At 30.1% G+C, this 20023-nt stretch carries 21 protein-coding genes and 2 tRNA genes; 15 read left to right on the top strand and 8 right to left on the bottom strand.

The features are described 5' to 3' along the window. The first annotated feature begins 17 nt into the window (after positions 1 to 17). Positions 18 to 521 (top strand): phosphoribosyltransferase family protein, encoded by a 504-nt coding sequence (locus Q0958_RS06360; protein ID WP_299121193.1) that lies wholly within the window; start codon positions 18 to 20, stop codon positions 519 to 521. Here the strand turns inward: Q0958_RS06360 and Q0958_RS06355 are convergent. Continuing rightward, positions 502 to 1032, bottom strand: a complete 531-nt coding sequence (locus Q0958_RS06355; protein ID WP_299121190.1) for a shikimate kinase — start codon at positions 1030 to 1032, stop codon at positions 502 to 504. The genes Q0958_RS06360 and Q0958_RS06355 overlap by 20 nt on opposite strands. A gap of 107 nt (positions 1033 to 1139) precedes the next feature. On the opposite strand from Q0958_RS06355, the gene Q0958_RS06350 reads away from it, so the two are divergent. From Q0958_RS06350 to Q0958_RS06330, 5 genes are all read left to right on the top strand, one after another. Further along, a tRNA-Lys gene (locus Q0958_RS06350) sits at positions 1140 to 1215 on the top strand. Between the two features lie 35 nt (positions 1216 to 1250). Further along, positions 1251 to 1334: transfer RNA gene (locus tag Q0958_RS06345), tRNA-Leu, on the top strand. 473 nt (positions 1335 to 1807) lie between these two features. Beyond that, complete coding sequence (locus tag Q0958_RS06340; protein WP_299121187.1) at positions 1808 to 1972, top strand: hypothetical protein; 165 nt, start codon at positions 1808 to 1810, stop codon at positions 1970 to 1972. A gap of 162 nt (positions 1973 to 2134) precedes the next feature. Beyond that, positions 2135 to 2296: a hypothetical protein gene (locus Q0958_RS06335; protein ID WP_299121184.1), complete on the top strand. Its 162-nt coding sequence runs from the start codon at positions 2135 to 2137 to the stop codon at positions 2294 to 2296. 177 nt (positions 2297 to 2473) lie between these two features. Then, the gene (locus Q0958_RS06330; RefSeq protein WP_299121181.1) at positions 2474 to 2713 is read left to right on the top strand and encodes a hypothetical protein; all 240 of its coding nucleotides are present in this window, start codon (positions 2474 to 2476) and stop codon (positions 2711 to 2713) included. Positions 2714 to 3803: 1090 nt separating this feature from the next. Here the strand turns inward: Q0958_RS06330 and Q0958_RS06325 are convergent. Continuing rightward, positions 3804 to 4424 carry a DUF4253 domain-containing protein gene (locus tag Q0958_RS06325; RefSeq protein ID WP_299121179.1) on the bottom strand — a complete coding sequence of 207 codons (621 nt, stop codon included), beginning with the start codon at positions 4422 to 4424 and terminating at the stop codon, positions 3804 to 3806. Positions 4425 to 5397: 973 nt separating this feature from the next. Between Q0958_RS06325 and Q0958_RS06320 the strand changes: the two genes are divergently transcribed. The 3 genes from Q0958_RS06320 to Q0958_RS06310 all read left to right on the top strand — a co-directional run bounded on the left by Q0958_RS06320 (position 5398) and on the right by Q0958_RS06310 (position 8346). Further along, positions 5398 to 5670, top strand: coding sequence for an STAS domain-containing protein (locus Q0958_RS06320; protein ID WP_299121176.1), 273 nt, complete (start codon positions 5398 to 5400; stop codon positions 5668 to 5670). 447 nt (positions 5671 to 6117) lie between these two features. After that, on the top strand, positions 6118 to 7662 hold the full coding sequence (locus Q0958_RS06315; protein ID WP_299121173.1) for a hypothetical protein: 1545 nt from the start codon (positions 6118 to 6120) through the stop codon (positions 7660 to 7662). A 525-nt stretch (positions 7663 to 8187) separates the two neighbouring features. After that, positions 8188 to 8346 (top strand): hypothetical protein, encoded by a 159-nt coding sequence (locus tag Q0958_RS06310; RefSeq protein ID WP_299121170.1) that lies wholly within the window; start codon positions 8188 to 8190, stop codon positions 8344 to 8346. Between the two features lie 522 nt (positions 8347 to 8868). On the opposite strand, the gene dsrP is transcribed toward Q0958_RS06310, so the two are convergent. The 6 genes from dsrP to Q0958_RS06280 are packed head-to-tail and all read right to left on the bottom strand — an operon-like array spanning position 8869 to position 15120. Further along, a complete protein-coding gene (dsrP, locus tag Q0958_RS06305; RefSeq protein WP_299121167.1) occupies positions 8869 to 10086 on the bottom strand; it encodes a sulfate reduction electron transfer complex DsrMKJOP subunit DsrP in 1218 nt (405 codons plus the stop codon). Between the two features lie 10 nt (positions 10087 to 10096). Continuing rightward, positions 10097 to 11224 (bottom strand): 4Fe-4S dicluster domain-containing protein, encoded by a 1128-nt coding sequence (locus Q0958_RS06300; protein ID WP_299121165.1) that lies wholly within the window; start codon positions 11222 to 11224, stop codon positions 10097 to 10099. A 7-nt stretch (positions 11225 to 11231) separates the two neighbouring features. Further along, positions 11232 to 11858 (bottom strand): cytochrome c3 family protein, encoded by a 627-nt coding sequence (locus Q0958_RS06295; protein ID WP_150898735.1) that lies wholly within the window; start codon positions 11856 to 11858, stop codon positions 11232 to 11234. Continuing rightward, entirely contained in the window at positions 11858 to 12547 is a 690-nt protein-coding gene (locus Q0958_RS06290; RefSeq protein ID WP_299121161.1) for a nitrate reductase cytochrome c-type subunit, read from the bottom strand. The genes Q0958_RS06295 and Q0958_RS06290 overlap by 1 nt, the downstream gene beginning before the upstream one ends. 4 nt (positions 12548 to 12551) lie before the next feature. Beyond that, positions 12552 to 14876, bottom strand: coding sequence for a molybdopterin-dependent oxidoreductase (locus Q0958_RS06285; protein WP_299121158.1), 2325 nt, complete (start codon positions 14874 to 14876; stop codon positions 12552 to 12554). A gap of 7 nt (positions 14877 to 14883) precedes the next feature. Next, positions 14884 to 15120 (bottom strand): hypothetical protein, encoded by a 237-nt coding sequence (locus Q0958_RS06280; protein WP_150898740.1) that lies wholly within the window; start codon positions 15118 to 15120, stop codon positions 14884 to 14886. Between the two features lie 272 nt (positions 15121 to 15392). Between Q0958_RS06280 and Q0958_RS06275 the strand changes: the two genes are divergently transcribed. The 6 genes from Q0958_RS06275 to Q0958_RS06250 all read left to right on the top strand — a co-directional run bounded on the left by Q0958_RS06275 (position 15393) and on the right by Q0958_RS06250 (position 20022). Continuing rightward, positions 15393 to 15734 (top strand): LysR family transcriptional regulator, encoded by a 342-nt coding sequence (locus tag Q0958_RS06275; RefSeq protein ID WP_235275447.1) that lies wholly within the window; start codon positions 15393 to 15395, stop codon positions 15732 to 15734. Between the two features lie 104 nt (positions 15735 to 15838). Continuing rightward, positions 15839 to 16411 carry a fasciclin domain-containing protein gene (locus tag Q0958_RS06270; RefSeq protein WP_299121152.1) on the top strand — a complete coding sequence of 191 codons (573 nt, stop codon included), beginning with the start codon at positions 15839 to 15841 and terminating at the stop codon, positions 16409 to 16411. Between the two features lie 20 nt (positions 16412 to 16431). Then, on the top strand, positions 16432 to 16935 hold the full coding sequence (locus Q0958_RS06265) for a cytochrome c (RefSeq protein WP_150898744.1): 504 nt from the start codon (positions 16432 to 16434) through the stop codon (positions 16933 to 16935). Positions 16936 to 16954: 19 nt separating this feature from the next. Further along, positions 16955 to 18919 (top strand): Sec-dependent nitrous-oxide reductase, encoded by a 1965-nt coding sequence (gene nosZ / locus Q0958_RS06260; protein WP_299121147.1) that lies wholly within the window; start codon positions 16955 to 16957, stop codon positions 18917 to 18919. An 88-nt stretch (positions 18920 to 19007) separates the two neighbouring features. Then, a complete protein-coding gene (locus Q0958_RS06255; RefSeq protein ID WP_299121145.1) occupies positions 19008 to 19598 on the top strand; it encodes a hypothetical protein in 591 nt (196 codons plus the stop codon). 1 nt (position 19599) lies between these two features. Next, complete coding sequence (locus Q0958_RS06250; RefSeq protein ID WP_299121142.1) at positions 19600 to 20022, top strand: nitrous oxide reductase accessory protein NosL; 423 nt, start codon at positions 19600 to 19602, stop codon at positions 20020 to 20022. Position 20023: the final 1 nt, after the last annotated feature.

Raw genomic sequence — 20023 nt, 5'->3', positions numbered from 1 at the left:
AAAAATTTACAACAAACATGACATCAGCTGAGACTATTATTTTAACCAATACTCAAATAGAACAAAAAACTCGTAGAATTGCTTTTCAAATTTATGAGAGTAATAGTAATGAAACTGAGATTATTATAGCCGGGATTGCCAATAATGGTTATTTGTTTGCTGAAAAAATTGTGGAGGTATTATCTAATATTTCTACTTTGAAACCTATATTATGTAAAGTTTCTATAGATAAGAAAAATCCTATTTCTCCTATTACAACATCTTTAAAAGTAAATGAGTATGAAAACAAATCATTAGTTTTAGTAGATGATGTTTTAAACTCAGGTACGACTCTTATATATGGTGTAAAGCATTTTTTAGACGTACCTTTAAAACGTTTTAAAACAGCTGTATTAGTAAATAGGAATCATAAAAAATATCCTGTAAAAGCTGATTTTAAAGGAATTTCTTTATCTACTTCTATTAAAGAACATGTTACTGTTGAGTTTAAAGAAAACGAAACTATTGCTTATTTGGATTAACGTATTCCTCTAATTCAGTAAGAAGTGTTTCTTCTTTTTTATCGTCTATTTTAAGTTTCATCGTTGCTTTGTTATAAAAGTAACTTCTTTCAAATAAATGCTTAGCTATGTATTCTGGCAATTCTTCTTCACTAAGTCTTGCTACTAAAGGACGCTTGTTTCTTTCATTTTTTAGCCTTTCTACTATTGTATTAATGCTTGTTTGCATATATACAGTTTTTACATTTGTATCGGCTAATAATAAATCCATATTACCCGCATAACAAGGAGTTCCACCACCTAGAGCCAAAATAAAACTTGCATCGAGAGCTAATAGTTCTTTTAAATAGAAGTGTTCTTGTTTTCTAAAATATATTTCTCCTTTAGTTTCAAAAATTTCAGAAATAGACTTTTGTTCTTTTTCTTCAATATAATCATCCAAATCGATGAAAGAAATTCCCATTTTTTTGGCATATAACCTACCAATTGTAGATTTTCCACTTGCCATATACCCTAATAAAACAATTTTCATAAACTAATAATTAAGCAGTTACAAATATGAGTAAAAATTATTACAAAAAAGCTTTTTTAGGTTAAAGAACAGTTGTATATTTGCAACCGCTTTTGCAAGGAAGCAATGACCGGGTAGCTCAGTTGGTAGAGCATCTCCCTTTTAAGGAGAGGGTCCTGGGTTCGAGCCCCAGCCCGGTCACCAAAAAGTTAAGCATTTGCTTAACTTTTTTAGTTTATGCACGTATGGCGGAATTGGTAGACGCGCAGGCTTGAGGGGCTTGTGTTCGTAAGGACGTGCGGGTTCGACTCCCGCTATGTGCACAGAAAATAAAACCTTAATTATCAAACACTTATAAACATATTTATAAGTGTTTTTTTATACTTCACTCCTAGCCTTTCAAGAAAAAAAGCATAAAAGTACCTGTAACAGTACCTATATCCTTATGCAAAAAAGCTTTACACATCTATAAATCAAACAAATAAACACAAACAAACAACAAGCCCTTTTTACTTAAGTTTTTGATAAAAAAGTTCCTACAATTTTCAAATTTCTATACTCTCTTATAATATGTTTCTACACCAATTCTAAAAAACATACTTGTATTGCTAGTTGGACTTTTGAACACTTATAACTTAAATCACTTTAGCGACTATATAGTAAGTTTAAAAAAATTACACTTTTACTTTATTTTGTTAATTTTAGTTAAGTAAGGTATATCCTTACTTTTTTTATGGTTTTTAATTAATCTTCTTATCATTTACTACTTAGATTTGAGAAATTTAAAACTCAAATTATGTTAAAAAACATTTCAAACTTAGGTATTGTATTAAACAACAATGAACAAAAGGGAGTAACTGGTGGAAAATTTAAATCTCTTGATACTTTTGCTTGTTATTGTAACGGTGTATATCATTGTGAAGCAGATTCAATTGCAGATTGTATAGCTGAATGTGCTTAAATTCTAACAATCTTGATTAGGCGAACTTCGGTTCGCTTTTTTATGTTTACATGTTTGAATATTATTTATTAATTTTAATTAAGTAAATCTCTTACTTTTATTACGGTTTTTATCTGTTCAACTCTTTTATTTATATGTTTGAGGAACTTAAAAATCTATACTATGTTAAAGAACATTTCTAACTTAGGTACAACCTTAAACAAATTAGAACAACAATCTATTAAAGGAGGTAACAATGGTGAACCAGGCTGCGATGGTTGTTACGACGATTTTAGTATGTGTGTTCCTTTTGAAAACATGTTTGAAATTCCACTTACTTGTTAAGATTCTCAACTTATTTCAAAACTGACTTCGGTTCGCTTTTCTTTTCTTATATTCACCATACTCCAGGTTTATTGATTTACTATATTTGTTTTAATTAAATTGTCTATGTTTTTACTTTACCTTTTCTTTTTTGGTGTTTCATTGATTCAATTTTCACTTTACTATTTCAAAAAGAAAATGATTAATTTATTATCAAATAATAAAGGAATTTACATTCCTGATTTTTTAATTTTTCTTCTTTTTATTATTTTAAATAATTTTGTTTTACCACGTTTTTTTTATCCAAACCAAGATGGCAGTATTAAATGTGGAATGCCGATTTTAGCTATACATTTAGCTTTTTTATTTATTGGAAGCATAAGTACTATAACAACTCACATTCTTTGGAAACTCAAATCAAAACTTCTTTTCAAGTAAAGCCAGAATCTACTGTTTTACTTTATTTTTACTAGATTTGATTTATGAAAAAGACTCTTACTGCTTTTAAAAATTTATTCTATACCTGTGTCTTTTTATCTGTGATGTATGATGCTTTTATAAGTGAAAGCATGTCATTTATAAGTGTACTTTTATTAGGTTTATTTTGTTTAATCCACTCGATTGTGGAGCCTTTAGATCCTAATCCAAAAAATAGTACCAAAGTTTATCCCGAAACTTTTTCCAGTAAGTTACTAGGTTTTGTTTTAGGTCTTATTGGCATCTTTATTAGTCTATTAATGTATTTTCATTAGTCATATCATTAATTCTTAACGTGGTTTTGGCGTTTAAGTCGTTCAGCACAAGTCTAGATATATTATTTTCCTATTATATCAATTACACCAAATAACAATCTTGTGCGATAACTACAGTTTATTAATATTTTGTTTAAATGAACTGGATATCTATCTCCTCTATAATTCCTCTTAATTTATTTAATAATTCTAATAACTTTAATATAATTACATTGACAACCGTTTAAGAGATTGTGCTTTTTTATTAACAATTATTACAGAAGTTTTAATATCACTTATTTTTAACATTTATCATCTAAAACATTGATTATAACTACATTACTATATTAATTAAATTAAAAAAAGTACCTATAATTAATACAAAAAACATAAATAGTAAAAACATAATAACCTGATAACTAACATTAAAGAAGTTTAAAAAATATGTCTTCTAAATTGAGGGGCTAGTGTTCGTAAGGACGTGCGGGTTCGACTCCCGCTATGTGCACAGAAAAAAATCTGTATATCATTTATAAATAATGGTATACAGATTTTTTATTTCTGAAAGCTTCAACTTCTTCCTTTTATAAATCACATTCAATATTCTATTTACTTATAGGAAAATACTATTCAACGATACTTTATCTCGCTTAATCTAAAAAGGCAAAATTCAACTCAACCCCTACTCTATCTTTGAAGTATAAATTAAGATTTTGTTTTTTCATTTTATAGTTTAATTAGTTAAAAAAGAAGTTATCCGGGGGGACGCTTCTTTTTTTATTTTATTACTATATTTTTTAATCCCACCACAACCATATTCCATTCATTTCTTTTATTAACTCTTTCAAATTTTCTACTTCTCCAACTCCTTGATCAACAGAATCTGGACAAAATTCATAAACTTCTTCTGAAAAAATACTTAAATCAGAAGGTAATTTTTTGAACTCTAATTCAACCCAATCTTGTCCGCAACCAATTACTATTAATCCATATCTTTCATTCCATTCTGATATTTTTGCAATTATATCTTCATTTTCATAATCGTGATTTATTCCGTTCGTTCTTCTATATTTTAAAATATCAAGATCATCAGTTCCTTTTATGACCCCAATACTTTTAATATCATCTTCACCTGTAAAAGCAAATATCAAATAACCTTTTGCTCTAAATACTTCCTTAAATTTTTTGACAATAGAATTTACTCTATCTTCTGAAGTACTTGTGAAAATTCCATTATAAAGTCCGTCTATAATATCTGCAGTTTCTTCGTCAATTGATGGTAACTGAATTAACTCACTTTTTACTTCATTTTTTAACTCTTTCATTAGCTCGACATTAAAATCTAGCTTATTAACTAATTCTGTTTCTTTTGGTAATAGACCTTTTGATCCCAAACCAAAGAATGATAAAATTCCCATGAATATTAATCTCTTTTTTATTTTTCAGCTAAAATAGACAGTTTATTATTCTCAACTAATACCTTAATTAACTTTTTCTTTCCTTAAATTATATTATTTCCTTTTTACTTGTGAAAAAATACTATTCAACGATACTTTAATTCTTTTTATCTAAAAAAGTAAAATTCACCCCAACCTCTACTCTATCTTTGAAGTATAAATTAAGATTTTGTTTTTCATTTTATAGTTTAGTTAGTTAAAAAAGAAGTTATCCGGGGGGACGCTTCTTTTTTATTGTATTGTAATATTTTTATTATTTTTGAGGTAAAAAATTGTTAATCATATGTTTGCTATTCTCTATTGTATAATCTTTTTTTCTTTAATGTACTTTCCTCCTAGGATAATTGCTTATTTTTATGTAAAAGTATTTAGAGTTGAAAAGAACTTAAAATATCATAGAATAGCTATTCTTATTATCTATATAATAGTGTTTCTTTTCTTTTTAAAAGATTTTAATATTTACGTTCTAAACTTATTTCGCTTTTAATTTTTACTTCTTTAAATATTACGGTTTTTCCTTACTTTTTTTACGGTTTTTTTTCAAAAAAATAGTTTACATACATATATTTTTGCGCCCTCATATTTTTCATTTAAATAAATTATCTTATAAAGATTTTAGATTTGATTTATACAGTTTAATTCCCTTTTTTATTAGCTCCTCCGGGAGCTTTTTTATTAAATCTAAATCCCTCTTTATCAAATCAGTGTTTTTCCTTTTCATTTATCAGGTAATTAACTATTTGAACTTTATCTTAAACATTATAAATTAGTTAAAAAGCTTTTAACTATCTAATATAAAAACAATTAATTAAGTTTATTTTATCTATTATTTTTCATCTTTTTATCGAAAGTAAATTGCGTTTTACCGAAAGAAATAAACTTATTAGATATCTATAGCTGATATTTACGTATACAAACACTAAAAAATACATCCATGGCTTTACAAATCTCAGAAAAAAAAGGAATTTTTTATTTAAAAGGTAAAATTAACTGTACAACTGTTAAATCTTTTGTTACTTATTTTGAACACTATATTTCAAAAAATAAGAAGACTGTAATTAATTTAGATAAAATAAAAGAGATTGACTCTGATGGCTTAAATGCTATCAAAAAATTAAGAGCTATAGCTGTTAAAAATCAAAAAATATTTTCTACTACTGGAAATGGTACTAAAGATATATTTAATCGTTTAAATCCAGCTTCTTAAAAGCTATTTATTACATGAGTTAAATTTTTACTCTATGATTAATTTATTCCCCCTACTCAATTTATCTAAAAATGAATCTGAAAAACTAAACGTTAATAAAACTAGTTTTAGTCGAAAAGTTTGTAATATTTTAGATATTTTAATTTGTATTATAATTGCCATAGGTTATACGATATTATTGATTAATACAGCTACATATTTTCATAATATTATATTTTATTTCTCAATTTTATTGATGTTTATCTCTACTGGTGTACGCATAATGTATTACGATAAAAAAAACATTCTTTTATCTTTTAATACACATATTTATTACACTTTTGTATTTACTTTTATTATAAGAACTCTTGTTTTAATTTTTACGGGTATTTAATACTTAAAAAAAGGACTTTGTCATATTCATAAATTTGAAAATAGCTTTTAAATTTGTCCAAAATTTAAAAACTTATGAATAAATCCCCTTTTTCACACAATCCCTTGAAGTTTGTTTATTTTATAGCTATATTCTTTCTGATTAGCTGTTCGGATAAATCTCCTATACCACCTGATGACAATCCTTCTCTAAGTTCAAACTCTATGCTTGATATAAATAATGATGGTGAACTTAATATTTTAATTATTGGGTCAAATAAATCTATAAATTCTAATATTGCTCCTTTTTTATCAGATAAAGTTGCTAATGAATTAAATAAAATCTTAGCACAAGATAATTCTCATAACTTAGAAGTTAGTGTTGCTTTTGAAAATATTTATAAAAGTAAAGTTATTGCATATGGTTTAGGGCAAAGTGGTAATACATATAATGAAAATCATTATACTCATTCTTTATTACAATACTATTACTGGCCAGAAAATCAAGAACAAAGATTTAAATACTTATCTAATAACAATACAAGAAAATGGGATTATGTTATAATTTCTGCAGACCCATATATTATTGCTAAACTACCAGGGTACTATGCTTTAGGTGTAAACAAAATCGTTAAAAAAGTTACCGAAGGTAGTGCTAAACCATTACTTTTAATGCAGTGGCCTAAAGATGAAGGTTTAACTGCTTCAATAAATCATTTTTTAGAATATACCTATCGTACAGCTGATGGTTCAGCTATTGAAACTATTCCTGCTGGATTGTCTTGGAAAAAATTACCAAGTTCAAAAAAAGATAAAGCCACAGAACACCCAACTCCTAATGGAGCTTATTTAGCAGCAGCTGCTATCTATACCCATATTCTTGATAAAAATGCTAGTACTTCTAACTATGAATATGACAATAGTATTGCTGATATTGTTTTAAAAACCAAAAATGAAGAAAAGAATAAAGAGCATTATTCTGGTAATCCTACTTTTATATCTCCCTTTATGAATTGTGATATAAATGATAATATTCTAAATTATAATCATACAGGGACTAGTTCTGAAAATGGTATTTTAAATGGATTAAAATGGGTGATAAATAAATCAAGTAGAAGTCTTGAAAAAAACGGTACACCACCTATTAATTTTAATTACGGAAGAGCTAACACAAATTTTGAACCAAACAAACGTTATGACATAGATCCAACTAAATTTGATTTTTCTTTTGGTTTCCCTATGCAAGACAATGGTAATCATGGTAATACATCAATGCTTTATGGTTTAGATAAACGTTATAACGAAACAAATAATAGTACTGATTTAGGCACTGCATTATATATGGTTAGAAAATCTGAATTACCTAGTGCTCGTGCTATACCAATTCGTACTTTATATGCTCAACTTAAAGAAGCTATTCCTTCACAATCTGCTTATAGTGATAACTGGCATATGCATGGAAACTTAGATAAAGCTACAGGAGCATATATGTATACCATGTTAACTGGTGATTGTGTATTAGGTAGCGAACCAACTGATAAAAATTCTAATGAATGGAAGCAATGGATGTCTCAAAAAATTGGTCATGAAACTGCCTACAGATTAATGTTCTTTAAAGGTATTAAATCTAATTGTAAGTAAATTATTCTAGTAAATAAAAAAACCCACTCAAAAAATTGAGTGGGAAAATTGCTATGAAAAAGAAATCTTATTGACGTCTCAATAAGATAAGTACAATATAACACTAAAAAATTAAAAAACCAACTTTTTTTCAGTTGACTTTCGTCTTGATTTTATCTCTAATAAACAAAAATTCAATTAGCTTATAAAACAAGGTAATTCATCGATACTTTATTTCTCTTCATCTAATTTTTCAAAAAACAAGTATACCTCTAAACTATCTTTGAAATATAATTTAAGAATTTGATTTTTCATTTTACAATTTGATAGATTAGTTAGTTTTAAAAGAAGAAGTGTCTGGAGGTGATAACTTCTTCTTTTTTATTATTCACAATTCACTTCTTTTTTTTGACCAACAAATCAAAATATTTATTAAAAACCTATTTCATAACAAATTACAAGGTAATTCCTTACTTATTTTATGGTTTTTCTTAAAGTTTATTCTCTTTCAATATTTAAATTTGAAACAAATAAAAATTTATTACTATGATTAAAAGTGTATCAAACTTAGGTTCTATTTTAAATAGAAAAGAACAGAAATTTATTAACGGAGGAAGTCTTTCTTGTAGTACAGACAAGCAGTGTGCTGTAGCTTGGAACGATCCTTATGCTATTTGTCACAGAGGAAGATGTCTTCCAGGATAAAATTTAAGCGAACTTCGGTTCGTTTTTTTATGGCCTCTTATAAAGTTTCTTAATAAACTAGGTAGGGTTTTCTTCTATTCAACCGTTATTATTTAAAACTAATGCGATATGAGAAAAATTAAATCCTTTTTATTATTCCTTCTTTTATTATTAACTTTTACTTGTCTAATTCTTATTTCTTAAGTTAAAAATTATTCTTATGAGGCTTAAAAAAAGTGAACTATATAACACGTAGCATTAAATTTAATCAGAGTTTAATGCTACATTATTTTTATTTTCTGAATTACTTAGATATGATTTTGCTACAAATAGGCAAAAAAAAAAGGAACACTTTCAGTTCCTTTTCGAAGTTAGTCTTAACAAAAGCCCCCCGGCTTTAAATTTTGACATTTCGAGAACGAAAATAACAAGTTTATTTTGATAGACAAAATTAATAGAACAAAAAAATCACTGTATAAATAAAGAGTGATTTTCTTTAAAAAACCACTCTTCTATAAATAAATTGTTTCCTATTATTTTATGCTATTTCTTATACCTCAACTTTCCAGTTTCTATACCAATGGCTGTTTTTGCTAAAACTGTAAAAATTAAAGCTCCCATTGCCCAAATACCCAGCGTAACTCCTATTTCTATTGCTGTTGGTGTATACTCTGCTATTTTACCATAAGGTCCTGGAATAAAACCTGGTACTATTAAGCCAAAACCTTTTTCTATCCAAATTGCTATAAAAAGAATAAAACAAGCAAAGTATAATACTTTTAAATTGTTACGTAGCTTATGAAACGTTAGTATTACAGTTGCTAATACATTTAAAGAAATAGCTGTCCATATCCAAGGTAACAGAGCTGTTTTTCCATCCAATCCAAAAAACAAATAATAAGCACTTTCACTATGGTGTGTAGGCGCATAAAACTCTTTAAACAATTCAGAAATTAACATGATAATGTTAATCTGAGCAGCAACAGTAACTACCATTGCTAACTTCTTCAAAGTTTTGTCTTCAATTTTAAATGCTGTAAACGATCTTATAATAGCCAATACTATAATAATTAAAGCTGGACCCGCTGCAAATGCAGATGCTAAAAAGCGAGGTCCTAACAAGGCATTATTCCAAAATGGTCGTGCTTGTAATCCTTGATATAAAAATGCTGTTACTAAGTGTATTCCTACTGCCCAAAAAACCGATAATATTGCTCCTGGTACATAAACACTCTTTTTAGATTCTTTTCCTTGATAGTGCTTAAATAATATATAAAATGGAATTGTAATATTTAAAAATAAATATCCATTTAAAACAATTACATCCCAAGTTAACATTGAGTTTGGAAAATTAAAAACTCCAATACCTGGTATCATATGCCATAATACAGAAGGTCCTCCCATGTCTGCAACGACAAAAGCTAAACACATAATAAGAGCTGCTACTGCAAGCCCCTCTCCTATTAATACCGCTTGTTTAAAATCAATATCCTTTAATACATAGGTTGGCATTACCAGCATAACTGCCGCAGCCGCTACTCCTACTAAAAATGTAAAGTTAGAAATATACAATCCCCAACTAACTCTATCCGTCATTCCGGTTACACTAAGTCCATGTTCTAGTTGAATTGAATAACAATACATTCCAACAAGCATTACTAAAGTTAAAAAAGCCATCCATAAGTGGTACTTTTTAGAACCTTGTGTAATTATATTTAAACTGTCTTTTACTAAACTTGTAAAAACTTTAAGTCTTCTCATACTATATATTTTAGTCCATGAAGTACCAGAACTTTGGTTCTGTACCTAAATCTTCTTTTAATCTGAATACTTTTTTATTTTCTAGCACCCAACGTATAGAGCTATTTGGATCTAATAGGTTTCCAAAAATTCTAGCTCCCGTAGGACATGCCTCTACACAAGCTGGATTTTTACCAGCTCTAGAACGCTGTACACAGAAAGTACATTTTTCCATGACTCCTTTTTTACGCATTCTATTTCCTAAGTAATGTTGATTTTTATTAATCTCTTCTTCAGGAACTTCAGGCTTACTCCAATTGAATCTACGTCCGTCATATGGACAAGCTGCCATACAGTATCTACATCCTACACACCAATCATAATCGACTACTACTAAGCCATCTTTTTCTCTCCAAGTTGCTTGTACTGGGCAAACCTCAACACATGGTGGATTATCACAATGAAAACATTGAGTTCCCATATAGAAATGTCCTTCTGCTGGTACTTCATGATAATAATTATCATCAGCTTCATTAAAATTAAAACCTTTTCCATCCTTCATTTCATGAATTCGGATATACTGCATTTGAGAATTTCTATCTTGATTATTTTCTTCAACACAGGCACTTACACAATCCATATATCCCTGACATTTTGATATATTAAATGCATATCCAAATAACACATCTTCTTCTGCATTTTTAGAAGACATGTTTATTGTTTTTCCTGTACGTAATTGGTAAGAACGAACCAATCTATTCACTGTTGCGTCCTTCTCTTCATCCGTCATCAATTTATAGTTTCCTTTAAATTGCTCTTCCCAGTCTATTTGAGCTTTCTCTTTAGTGTCACTACTTGTTGTTACACTACAAGAAGTTGTTACCGCTCCAGCTCCTATTAATAAACTTGCTGTTAGCTTTTTAAAAGCACTACGCCTATCCATTTTCACATCAAAAACTTGTTCAAAACCATCTCTATGACGTTCTTCCCCTATAGATGCATCAACTGCAGCTTCAAAGAATTCTTCTTTGCTAAGTTCCTTCTTTGAAGAATTAGAATTACATCCTCCTTCTGTCTTACCACATCCGCAAGAATTTGATTTTTGTTTATGTCTGCTATTTAGGTTTAGAGTAAACCATTTTTTATTGTTATTGCTCATGCCTAAATTATTTACGTTCTTTAACTTTTTGTGTATTAAATCGTGCTGGCCACTTAGTATGAAAACTCGGTGAGTGCGGATTATGACAGTTTACACATGTCATTGATGCTCTAGGTGGCGCCCAACTATTAATTATTTTTCCATGTGCTCCACCAGTCCAATCTTTATATTGTTTTTGATGGCATTGACTACATAGTTTGTAACTTTTATTAAAATCTATTCCATGTCCAGTAATACTTCTTAACTCATCCATATTATCGCTATTATGACATGTAATGCAATTCATTGTATTAGAGTTTGCATGATTTAGTTTAATATTCCAATGCGCCTTTTTGATATCTCCAGATTTCATCTTAGCCAAAGGCTGTGTATGACATTCTGTGCATTTAAAAGATTTAATTTTATCTTTTCTTGTAGGTATTTTAAACGTGATTTCATTTTCTGTTACTTCAATCATGTTTAAACCATCAATAAAATTTTCTGATGAAACCGATACTCCTTTATAATGCTTACTCTCTGCCTCTATCTTATCTGTAATACTATGATATTCGTGTTCTTTGTGTTTACATGAAATCATTAAAAAAGCAATGACAAACAAGTAACTAACTAATTTTATGTATTTGTTTTTCTTCATTAGTTTTCCATTTTTCTGATAAAGTTTCCTATATCTACTGTTACTTTATTATTGGGTACGTGACACTGACGACAATTAATTCTTTCTGGGTGCGATACTCTAATTTCTTTAGGTGCACTAGGTCCTGCATGACACGCTAAACAATTTTCTCTTAATTGTAATTGATGTGGAATTGCTGGTGGACTCCCCAATAAAGCATTATTATTACCTACTGTAGGAATAGTGCCTTTTTTAAAGTTATTTGCTACAAATAATGAATTACTTTTCTGCGGAACATGACATTGACGACAATTTACCAGTTCGGGATGAGGAGTAACAGGCGTGTATGCTTTAAATTTCTCTACATATCCTCCATTTTCGTGACACTTTAAACAACTATTGTCTCCCATGTTTCTCTCACTATTTACATCATGAGGAATACTTGGTGGCGCACCATAGAAGGCTCTATTATTATAATAGTTTTTCATGCTTCGTTGATGCGTTTCATCTACAGGCATTTCAACATAATCTAAAGCATGCTCTGAACGTTTAAAAACACCTTTTTCTAATGGGATAATTGGAGTTAACCCCCTTTCTTTTATGAGAACATATGTATCCTCTCTTCCAGTCTGATAGCTATAATTCCATATTGCAATAAAAGCAATAAAAAGAATTACAAATAAAGATATAATACCTAATCGTTTTCTCATGACCTTATACTTTTTCTACTTTAACTGCACACTTTTTATAATCTGGCTCTTTAGAAATAGGACAAAAAGCATCTAAAGTAACGTCGTTGATTAACATGTTTTCATCAAAGAAAGGAACAAAAACCTGACCTTTAGTTGGTAAACCTCTTTCGTTTATTGATGCAGGTAATACACAAGATCCTCTACGAGAAGAAACTTTAACTTTTTCTCCATTTCTAATTCCTAAGGCATTTGCATCTTCTGGATGAAACTCAACATAGGCATTTGGCATTGCTTTATGCAAAACAGGGATTCTACGTGTCATAGAACCTGTATGCCAATGCTCAATTACACGTCCTGTATTTAACCAAAACGGATATTCTTTATCCGGTACTTCTGGCGCTGGTTCGTATGGACGCTGCCATATTACAGCTTTACCATCTGGCTTTCCGTAAAAATGGAATTCTTCTCCATTGCTACAAGCAGGATCATATTTAGAATTAAAACGCCATTGTGTCGATTTTCCATTTACATAAGGCCATATTGCTCCTGATTCTTTTTTAAGAACTTCAATTGGAGCCATATTATGTTTTTTACCTGCATGAAATTGACGGTATTCATTATAAATTTCTTCAACATGGTTTTCTCTTGAGTAAGGAAACAAATCACCATAGCCCATACGTTTCGCTACTTCTATAAACATCCAAGCATCTGGAGTTGTTTCTCCAGGTCCTTCTACCATTTTATCCCAGTGTTGAGTTCTTCGTTCTGAATTTCCATACAACCCAGATTTTTCTATATGCCAAGATGCTGGTAAAATAACATCTGCAACATCAGATGTTGGAGTTGGAAATACATCTGATACAACTACAAAACAAGATTTTTTTTCCATACCTGGACGGAATCTACTTGTTCTTGGTAAAGACACTAGTGGATTTACGGCCTGTGTCCATATAAATTTAATATCACCTCTATCAACGGCTCTAAACATCTCCGTAGCATGATATGTAGGTTTAGCTGGAATTTTCTCCACTGGAACTTTCCATATTTTAGCTGCTTTAGCTCTATGCTTAGGGTTCATTACAACTCCTTTAGGCAACTTGTGAGTAAATGTTCCTACCTCACGTGCAGTACCACAAGCTGAAGGCTGACCTGTTAAAGAGAAAGGACTATTACCTGGTTGTGAAATTTTACCTGTTAATAAATGAATATTATAAATAATATTATTCATCCATGTACCTCTAGTATGTTGATTAACTCCCATACACCATAATGACATTACTTTTTTGTTTGGATCACCATATATTGAAGCTAAATACTTAATATCTTTTACAGAAACTTTCGTTAGTTTTGATACTTTCTCTGGAGAATAGTCTTCTAAAAAAGCCTTGTACTCTTCGAAGTTTATTTTTGTGGGTTTATCGTTAAACTTATATTTATCTTCTAATCCATAGCCCATCTTGGTAAGTCCTTTACTAAAGTTACAGTACTTCTCTACAAAAGATTTATTTACCCAACCATTATTTATGATCTCATAACAAATAGCATTACCAACTGCTAGATCTGTTTGAGGTTCAAATAATATAGATCTATCGGCTGCCATACTCGAACGCGTTGTTCTAGTAGCAAAATCGATAATCTTAGCACCTCTAATATTTTTTTGCTCTAACATTCTAGAAAATAAAACTGGATGCATTTCTGCCATATTATTACCCCAAGTTATATAGTAATCAGCATAATCGAAATCTTCATAACATCCCATAGGCTCATCTGCACCAAACGTGGTTAAGAAACCAGCAACAGCACTTGCCATACATAAACGAGCATTACAATCTAAATTATTAGTACCAATAGCTCCTTTCATGAATTTAGAAGCTACATAGCCTTCGGGTATTGTAGATTGTCCAGAAGTATACATTGCAACAGAATCTTTACCATGTTTTTCAATGGTTTCTTTCATCTTATTTGCTACTATATCTAAAGCTTCATTAAGTGGTGTTTTTACATAGGTTCCATTCTTCTTAACTAAAGCATGCTCTAATCTATCTTTTGCTTGAATACACATTATTTGATGGTATCCTTTTACACATAGTAATCCTTTATTTACTGTAGAATTTGGATCACCTTTAACGGCAACTGCTTTTCCATTTTCTACTCCGACTAGAATTCCACAACCTACACCGCAAAAACGACATGGTCCTTTTTTCCAATCTAAACTTCTTCCCTCTACTCCTTCTAATTGCTCGTTAGCAAAAATAATTCCAGGGAACATAGCTGCTGCAGCTGTCATTGCTGCAGTAGCAGCCATTTTTTTTATAAAACTTCGTCTACTTGATAATGAGGCGCTCATATGGTATCTATTTTATTGGTGTATTAAATCCTGAAACCAAGGCTAGTAATTTTAAACTCTTTATGGTTTCTATAACTTCTTTTAACTTTTTATCTTCTGCATCATCTTTAGTCTCTGTAACAACTACAAGAACATTTTGATTTTCAGCAGGTATAATTTCACAGCCATTTAAAACAGAAATTGCTTGTTGAAGCTCTTCTTTTTTTCCTTCGTGTGGATGTGCTAAATAACTTTTAATAGGCATAGAAAATTGATATTTAATTGTTTAACAAATTACAGAAATACTCAATAGGAATCATATGACATTTATCATAACTAACAGTTTATCAAAACGTTATATCTCCATAAATATAACGAAACCCTTACAGAATCTTAAATTTCAATCACTTAGTAAAGCGTAAAACCTTTAATATTTTATTAATTTATTTTTAGTATAAATAAGAATAAGCAAGAGTGATATATATCATAGTTAGCTTTTACTATTTAAAATAGTTTTGAGCTATTAAACATTTGATTATGATATATAAAATAAAAAGTAGGATATGGATTGAGGCTGATAACAAGATGTTTTTAGGGGAAGGAAGAATAAAATTATTAAAATCTATTCATAGGACTAACTCTATATCAAAATCGGCTAAAGAACTTGGAATGTCTTATAAAAAGGCTTGGAATTTAATAGATTCTGTTAATAAATCAAACCACAAACCTATTGTTATAAAAAGTACTGGAGGCTCAAAAGGTGGTGGAACTAAACTTACCCCCTATGGAAAAAAAATGATTGATATTTTCGATACAATTAATATGAATTGTTGGAAGTATTTAGACAAACAGTTAAAAAAATTACACGAAATAGATTAATTATAAATCAATAAAAGATAAAAAAGTCTTTTAATATGATATTAATCATATTTTAACTTAAAACTGCTCTATAAATTTGTACAAGAATTATAAATCTTACACAGATGAAAATAAAAATTCCCTTACTATCATTTATACTTTTGGTCTTTTTTATCTCATGTAAAGAGACTAAAAATGAAGCTTCTAATAATGATACAAAAGCTACTACAACAGTACATAAAGGACAAGCAGCAGTAGTTGATAAAGATTCTGAAGCTAATGCTTTACAAGTAGCAAAATCCTTAGATGATTTTAAAACATTGGTCGTAGCTGTAAAAGCCGCAGGTGTAGAAGATGCACTTGTAAATGCTGGTCCATTAACTGTATTCGCTCCCATAAATACAGCATTCGATAAACTTCCAGAAGGAACCGTAGAAACATTATTAAAACCAGAAAACAAATCACAGTTAGCTTTTGTGCTCAAAAACCATGTAGCTCCAGCTAATTACCCGATAAAAACTTTGGAGAAAAATGTTAGAAAAAACAGAAAGCTATATATGGCATCTGGTAAATATTTAGATGTTACAAAACAAGGTGACGATTTGTATGTGGGAAATACAAAAATTTTAAAATCGGTAAAAGTAAGTAACGGATGGGTCCATGTTATTGGAGATGTCTTAGTACCTAAAGATAACTAACTCTAAAATCAATTTAGCATATGAAATTACAAAACCTACTAACAACGCTTCTAATCATAGTTTTCATAAGCTGTGGTGGTAATGATAAAAAAAGACCTTCTTATAATTCTTCAACAGTATCTAAAGAAGCAGTAAAAAAAACGCCTGCTAAAAAAGTAGTAAAAAAAGCTACTGAAAGCGGAACAATTGATTTAAACAACAAAGGAATAGGTCCTGTTAAATCTTTAAAATTAGATCCTACAATTAATACAGCAATGGCTGAAGAAGGTAAACTATTATTTAAAAATAAGTGTTCATCATGTCATAGAGTAAATAGAAAATTTATAGGACCAAACCCTACAGGTATCTTAGAAAGACGTTCTCCAGAATGGGTTATGAATATGATTTTAAACCCAGAAGAAATGGTAAAAAAAGATCCTATAGCTAAAGAATTACTAATCAAGTTCAATGGTTCTCCAATGGCAAATCAGAATTTAACTGAAAAAGAATCAAGAGCTGTATTAGAATATTTCAGAACCTTATAATAACCAAAAACAAGAATTTATGAAAACTACAATTAAAATATTTCTTGCAATAATCTCATCATCACTGTTTTTGATTAGTTGCGGAAACAATAATAAAAAAGGAACTAATAAAGGAGTATTGTCAGGAAATAATGCAGAAAAAGTATACGTAGCACCTGGAGAACATGATGAATTTTATGCATTTGTTTCTGGTGGATTCAGTGGACAACTAGCCGTTTATGGATTACCTTCTGGAAGATTATTTAAAGTTATTCCTGTATTTTCAGTAGATGCTGAAAAAGCTTGGGGATTTAATGAAGAAACAAAACCAATGCTAAATACTTCTCATGGTTTTATTCCTTGGGATGATGCCCATCACCCTGATATCTCTCAAACCAATGGTGTTTTAGATGGTCGATTTGTATTTATCAATGGAAACAATACACCTCGTATTGCTAAGATAGACTTGTCTACTTTTGAAACTACTGAAATTATTGAGATTCCTAATACAGCAGGGAACCACAGTTCCTCATATGTAACAGAAAATACAGAATACGTAGTAGCAGGAACTCGTTTTGCTATACCAGTCCCTCAAAGAGATATGCCTATTAAAGAATACAAAGGTAATTTTAAAGGAGCTTTATCATTTATTAAAGTAAATCCAGAAGATGGAGGAATGGATTTAGAGTTTCAAATTTTAATGCCTGGATTCGATTATGACAAAGCACATCCTGGACGAGGAGATTCTAAAGATTGGTTTTTCTTTACCACTTACAATACTGAAGAAGCAAATACATTATTAGAAGTAAATGCTTCACAAAATGATAAAGACTTTATTACGGCTATTAACTGGAAAAAAGTAGCTGATTATGTAAAAAACGGAGGAGGAAAAAAGATGCCTGCTAACTATGCCCATAATGTATATGATGAGCATACACATTCAGCAACATCTACCATGAAAAAAGAAGTTTTAGTAATTGATCCTTCTGAAGTACCTGGAGCAATCTACTTCTTACCTACCCCTAAATCTCCTCACGGTTGTGATGTGAGTCCAGATGGTGAATACATTGTAGGTAGTGGAAAATTATCAGCAGATTTAACGGTACACTCTTACAGTAAGATGATGAAAGCTATTGAAGATAAATCTTTTGATGGTGACGCATACGGAATTCCAATTTTGAATTTTGAAGCTATTAATGCTGGTAGTGTAAAGCAAGCAGGTTTAGGACCTTTACATACAGAGTTTGATAATGAAGGAAATGCTTATACTACGTTCTTTATTTCTTCTGAAGTTGTAAAATGGAAATTAGGTTCATGGGAAGTAATCGATAGAAAGCCTACTTATTATTCACCTGGACACTTAATGGTTCCTGGAGGAAACTCTCGCAAACCATTTGGTAAATACGTATTGGTTATGAATAAAATAACAAAAGACCGTTATTTACCTACAGGTCCAGAAGTAACACAGTCGGCACAGTTATATGACATTTCTGGAGAAAAAATGGAGCTATTACTAGATTTCCCTACTGTTGGAGAGCCTCATTATGCTGCTGGTATTCCTGCTGATTTAGTAAAACCACGTTCTAAAAAGTTTTTCAAATTAGAAGATAATAAACATCCTTTTGTAACTAAAAGCGAAGCAGATGCAAAAGTAGTTAGAGATGGTAATACTGTACATGTATACATGACCATGATTCGTAGTCACTTTGCCCCTGACAACATTGAAGGAATTAAAGTAGGCGATAAAGTATACTTCCATATTACCAACTTAGAACAAGATTACGATGTTCCCCATGGAGTAAGCATGATTGGTGCAAATACTTCTGAATTATTAATTATGCCTGGACAAACTGAAACATTTTTATGGGAACCAAAACAAGTAGGTGTTTGGCCATTCTATTGTACTGATTTTTGTTCGGCGCTGCATCAAGAGATGCAAGGATATGTTAGAGTATCCCCTAAAAGCTCTAACATAGAACTATCCTGGTCTTTAGATGGTGAGTAATTAATTTTTTTTGATTGACTGGCTGCTTGAGTTTTGAGATTGAATATGTTTTCAAGCAGCCTTTCATCAAAAATTAAATAAGCAAAAGATGAAACAGCCTAAAATTACAATGATAGCCGGTGCTTTATTATTATTAGGTCTCTTTATATTCCCTCTTTGGAATATTACCTTAGAAGCTCCACAATACCCTACTCCGCTTGGAATGGATATTTATATCAATAAGTTTTCTGATACTAATGAGTTTGATATTAAAAATATCAATTTAATGAATCATTATGTAGGAATGCAATACATACCTAAAACTATTCCTGAATTTAAAGTTTTTCCTATAGTAATTGGAATTATGGTAGCTTTAGGAGTACTTATAGGATTAAAAGCAAATTATAAATGGTATTTAGGTTGGTTTATAGTGATGACTATTTTAGGTATTGCGGGTATGTACGATTTCTACTTATGGGAATATGACTACGGGCATAATTTAGATCCAAAAGCAATTATGAAGTTTACCAACCCTGATGGCTCTGTTATGGGATTTCAACCTCCTTTATTGGGTACTAAAGAAATCTTAAACTTTACAGCACATTCTTATCCTAGATTAGGGGCTTACTTTATGTTTATAGGTATGTTATTAACACTTGCTTCTTATTTCATAGGAAAAAAACAAACCAAAAAGAATTAGTATGAATTATATAAAGCCTTTTATCTTTTTATTTGCCTTACTCTTATTAGCTAGTTGTACAGTGCAACCTCAAAAAATTGATTATGGTACCGACGCTTGTAGCTTTTGTAAGATGACAATTGTAGAGAAGAAATTCGCAGCACAAATTGTTACTAAAAAAGGGAGAGCATCTAAATACGATGCAACGGAATGTATGCTAAACGATATTAAAAACAAGGAAGAAAACTCTTTAGCACATATCTTAGTAACAGACTATACAAAGCCTGAAAAATTAATTAATGCTACTGAGGCTACTTATCTAATAAATAAACAAATTAAAAGCCCTATGGGCGCATATTTATCAGCTTACGCTACTGAAAGCGAGGCTAAACTTAATGGAAATAACATATTTAATTGGGAAGCTATCAAAGAGCACTTCAATTAAG

Origin of the sequence: uncultured Tenacibaculum sp. (assembly GCF_947499065.1) — a bacterium.
In the GTDB taxonomy this organism is placed as follows: domain Bacteria; phylum Bacteroidota; class Bacteroidia; order Flavobacteriales; family Flavobacteriaceae; genus Polaribacter.
This window is presented reverse-complemented; position numbering and strand designations above follow the sequence as displayed.

Bases quoted from the DNA above. Each gene is read 5' to 3' on its own strand.
- Q0958_RS06360 (WP_299121193.1), top strand. From the start codon at position 18: ATGACATCAGCTGAGACTATTATTTTAACCAATACTCAAATAGAACAA.
- Q0958_RS06355 (WP_299121190.1), bottom strand. From the start codon at position 1,032: ATGAAAATTGTTTTATTAGGGTATATGGCAAGTGGAAAATCTACAATT.
- Q0958_RS06340 (WP_299121187.1), top strand. From the start codon at position 1,808: ATGTTAAAAAACATTTCAAACTTAGGTATTGTATTAAACAACAATGAA.
- Q0958_RS06335 (WP_299121184.1), top strand. From the start codon at position 2,135: ATGTTAAAGAACATTTCTAACTTAGGTACAACCTTAAACAAATTAGAA.
- Q0958_RS06330 (WP_299121181.1), top strand. From the start codon at position 2,474: ATGATTAATTTATTATCAAATAATAAAGGAATTTACATTCCTGATTTT.
- Q0958_RS06325 (WP_299121179.1), bottom strand. From the start codon at position 4,424: ATGGGAATTTTATCATTCTTTGGTTTGGGATCAAAAGGTCTATTACCA.
- Q0958_RS06320 (WP_299121176.1), top strand. From the start codon at position 5,398: ATGGCTTTACAAATCTCAGAAAAAAAAGGAATTTTTTATTTAAAAGGT.
- Q0958_RS06315 (WP_299121173.1), top strand. From the start codon at position 6,118: ATGAATAAATCCCCTTTTTCACACAATCCCTTGAAGTTTGTTTATTTT.
- Q0958_RS06310 (WP_299121170.1), top strand. From the start codon at position 8,188: ATGATTAAAAGTGTATCAAACTTAGGTTCTATTTTAAATAGAAAAGAA.
- dsrP (WP_299121167.1), bottom strand. From the start codon at position 10,086: ATGAGAAGACTTAAAGTTTTTACAAGTTTAGTAAAAGACAGTTTAAAT.
- Q0958_RS06300 (WP_299121165.1), bottom strand. From the start codon at position 11,224: ATGAGCAATAACAATAAAAAATGGTTTACTCTAAACCTAAATAGCAGA.
- Q0958_RS06295 (WP_150898735.1), bottom strand. From the start codon at position 11,858: ATGAAGAAAAACAAATACATAAAATTAGTTAGTTACTTGTTTGTCATT.
- Q0958_RS06290 (WP_299121161.1), bottom strand. From the start codon at position 12,547: ATGAGAAAACGATTAGGTATTATATCTTTATTTGTAATTCTTTTTATT.
- Q0958_RS06285 (WP_299121158.1), bottom strand. From the start codon at position 14,876: ATGAGCGCCTCATTATCAAGTAGACGAAGTTTTATAAAAAAAATGGCT.
- Q0958_RS06280 (WP_150898740.1), bottom strand. From the start codon at position 15,120: ATGCCTATTAAAAGTTATTTAGCACATCCACACGAAGGAAAAAAAGAA.
- Q0958_RS06275 (WP_235275447.1), top strand. From the start codon at position 15,393: ATGATATATAAAATAAAAAGTAGGATATGGATTGAGGCTGATAACAAG.
- Q0958_RS06270 (WP_299121152.1), top strand. From the start codon at position 15,839: ATGAAAATAAAAATTCCCTTACTATCATTTATACTTTTGGTCTTTTTT.
- Q0958_RS06265 (WP_150898744.1), top strand. From the start codon at position 16,432: ATGAAATTACAAAACCTACTAACAACGCTTCTAATCATAGTTTTCATA.
- nosZ (WP_299121147.1), top strand. From the start codon at position 16,955: ATGAAAACTACAATTAAAATATTTCTTGCAATAATCTCATCATCACTG.
- Q0958_RS06255 (WP_299121145.1), top strand. From the start codon at position 19,008: ATGAAACAGCCTAAAATTACAATGATAGCCGGTGCTTTATTATTATTA.
- Q0958_RS06250 (WP_299121142.1), top strand. From the start codon at position 19,600: ATGAATTATATAAAGCCTTTTATCTTTTTATTTGCCTTACTCTTATTA.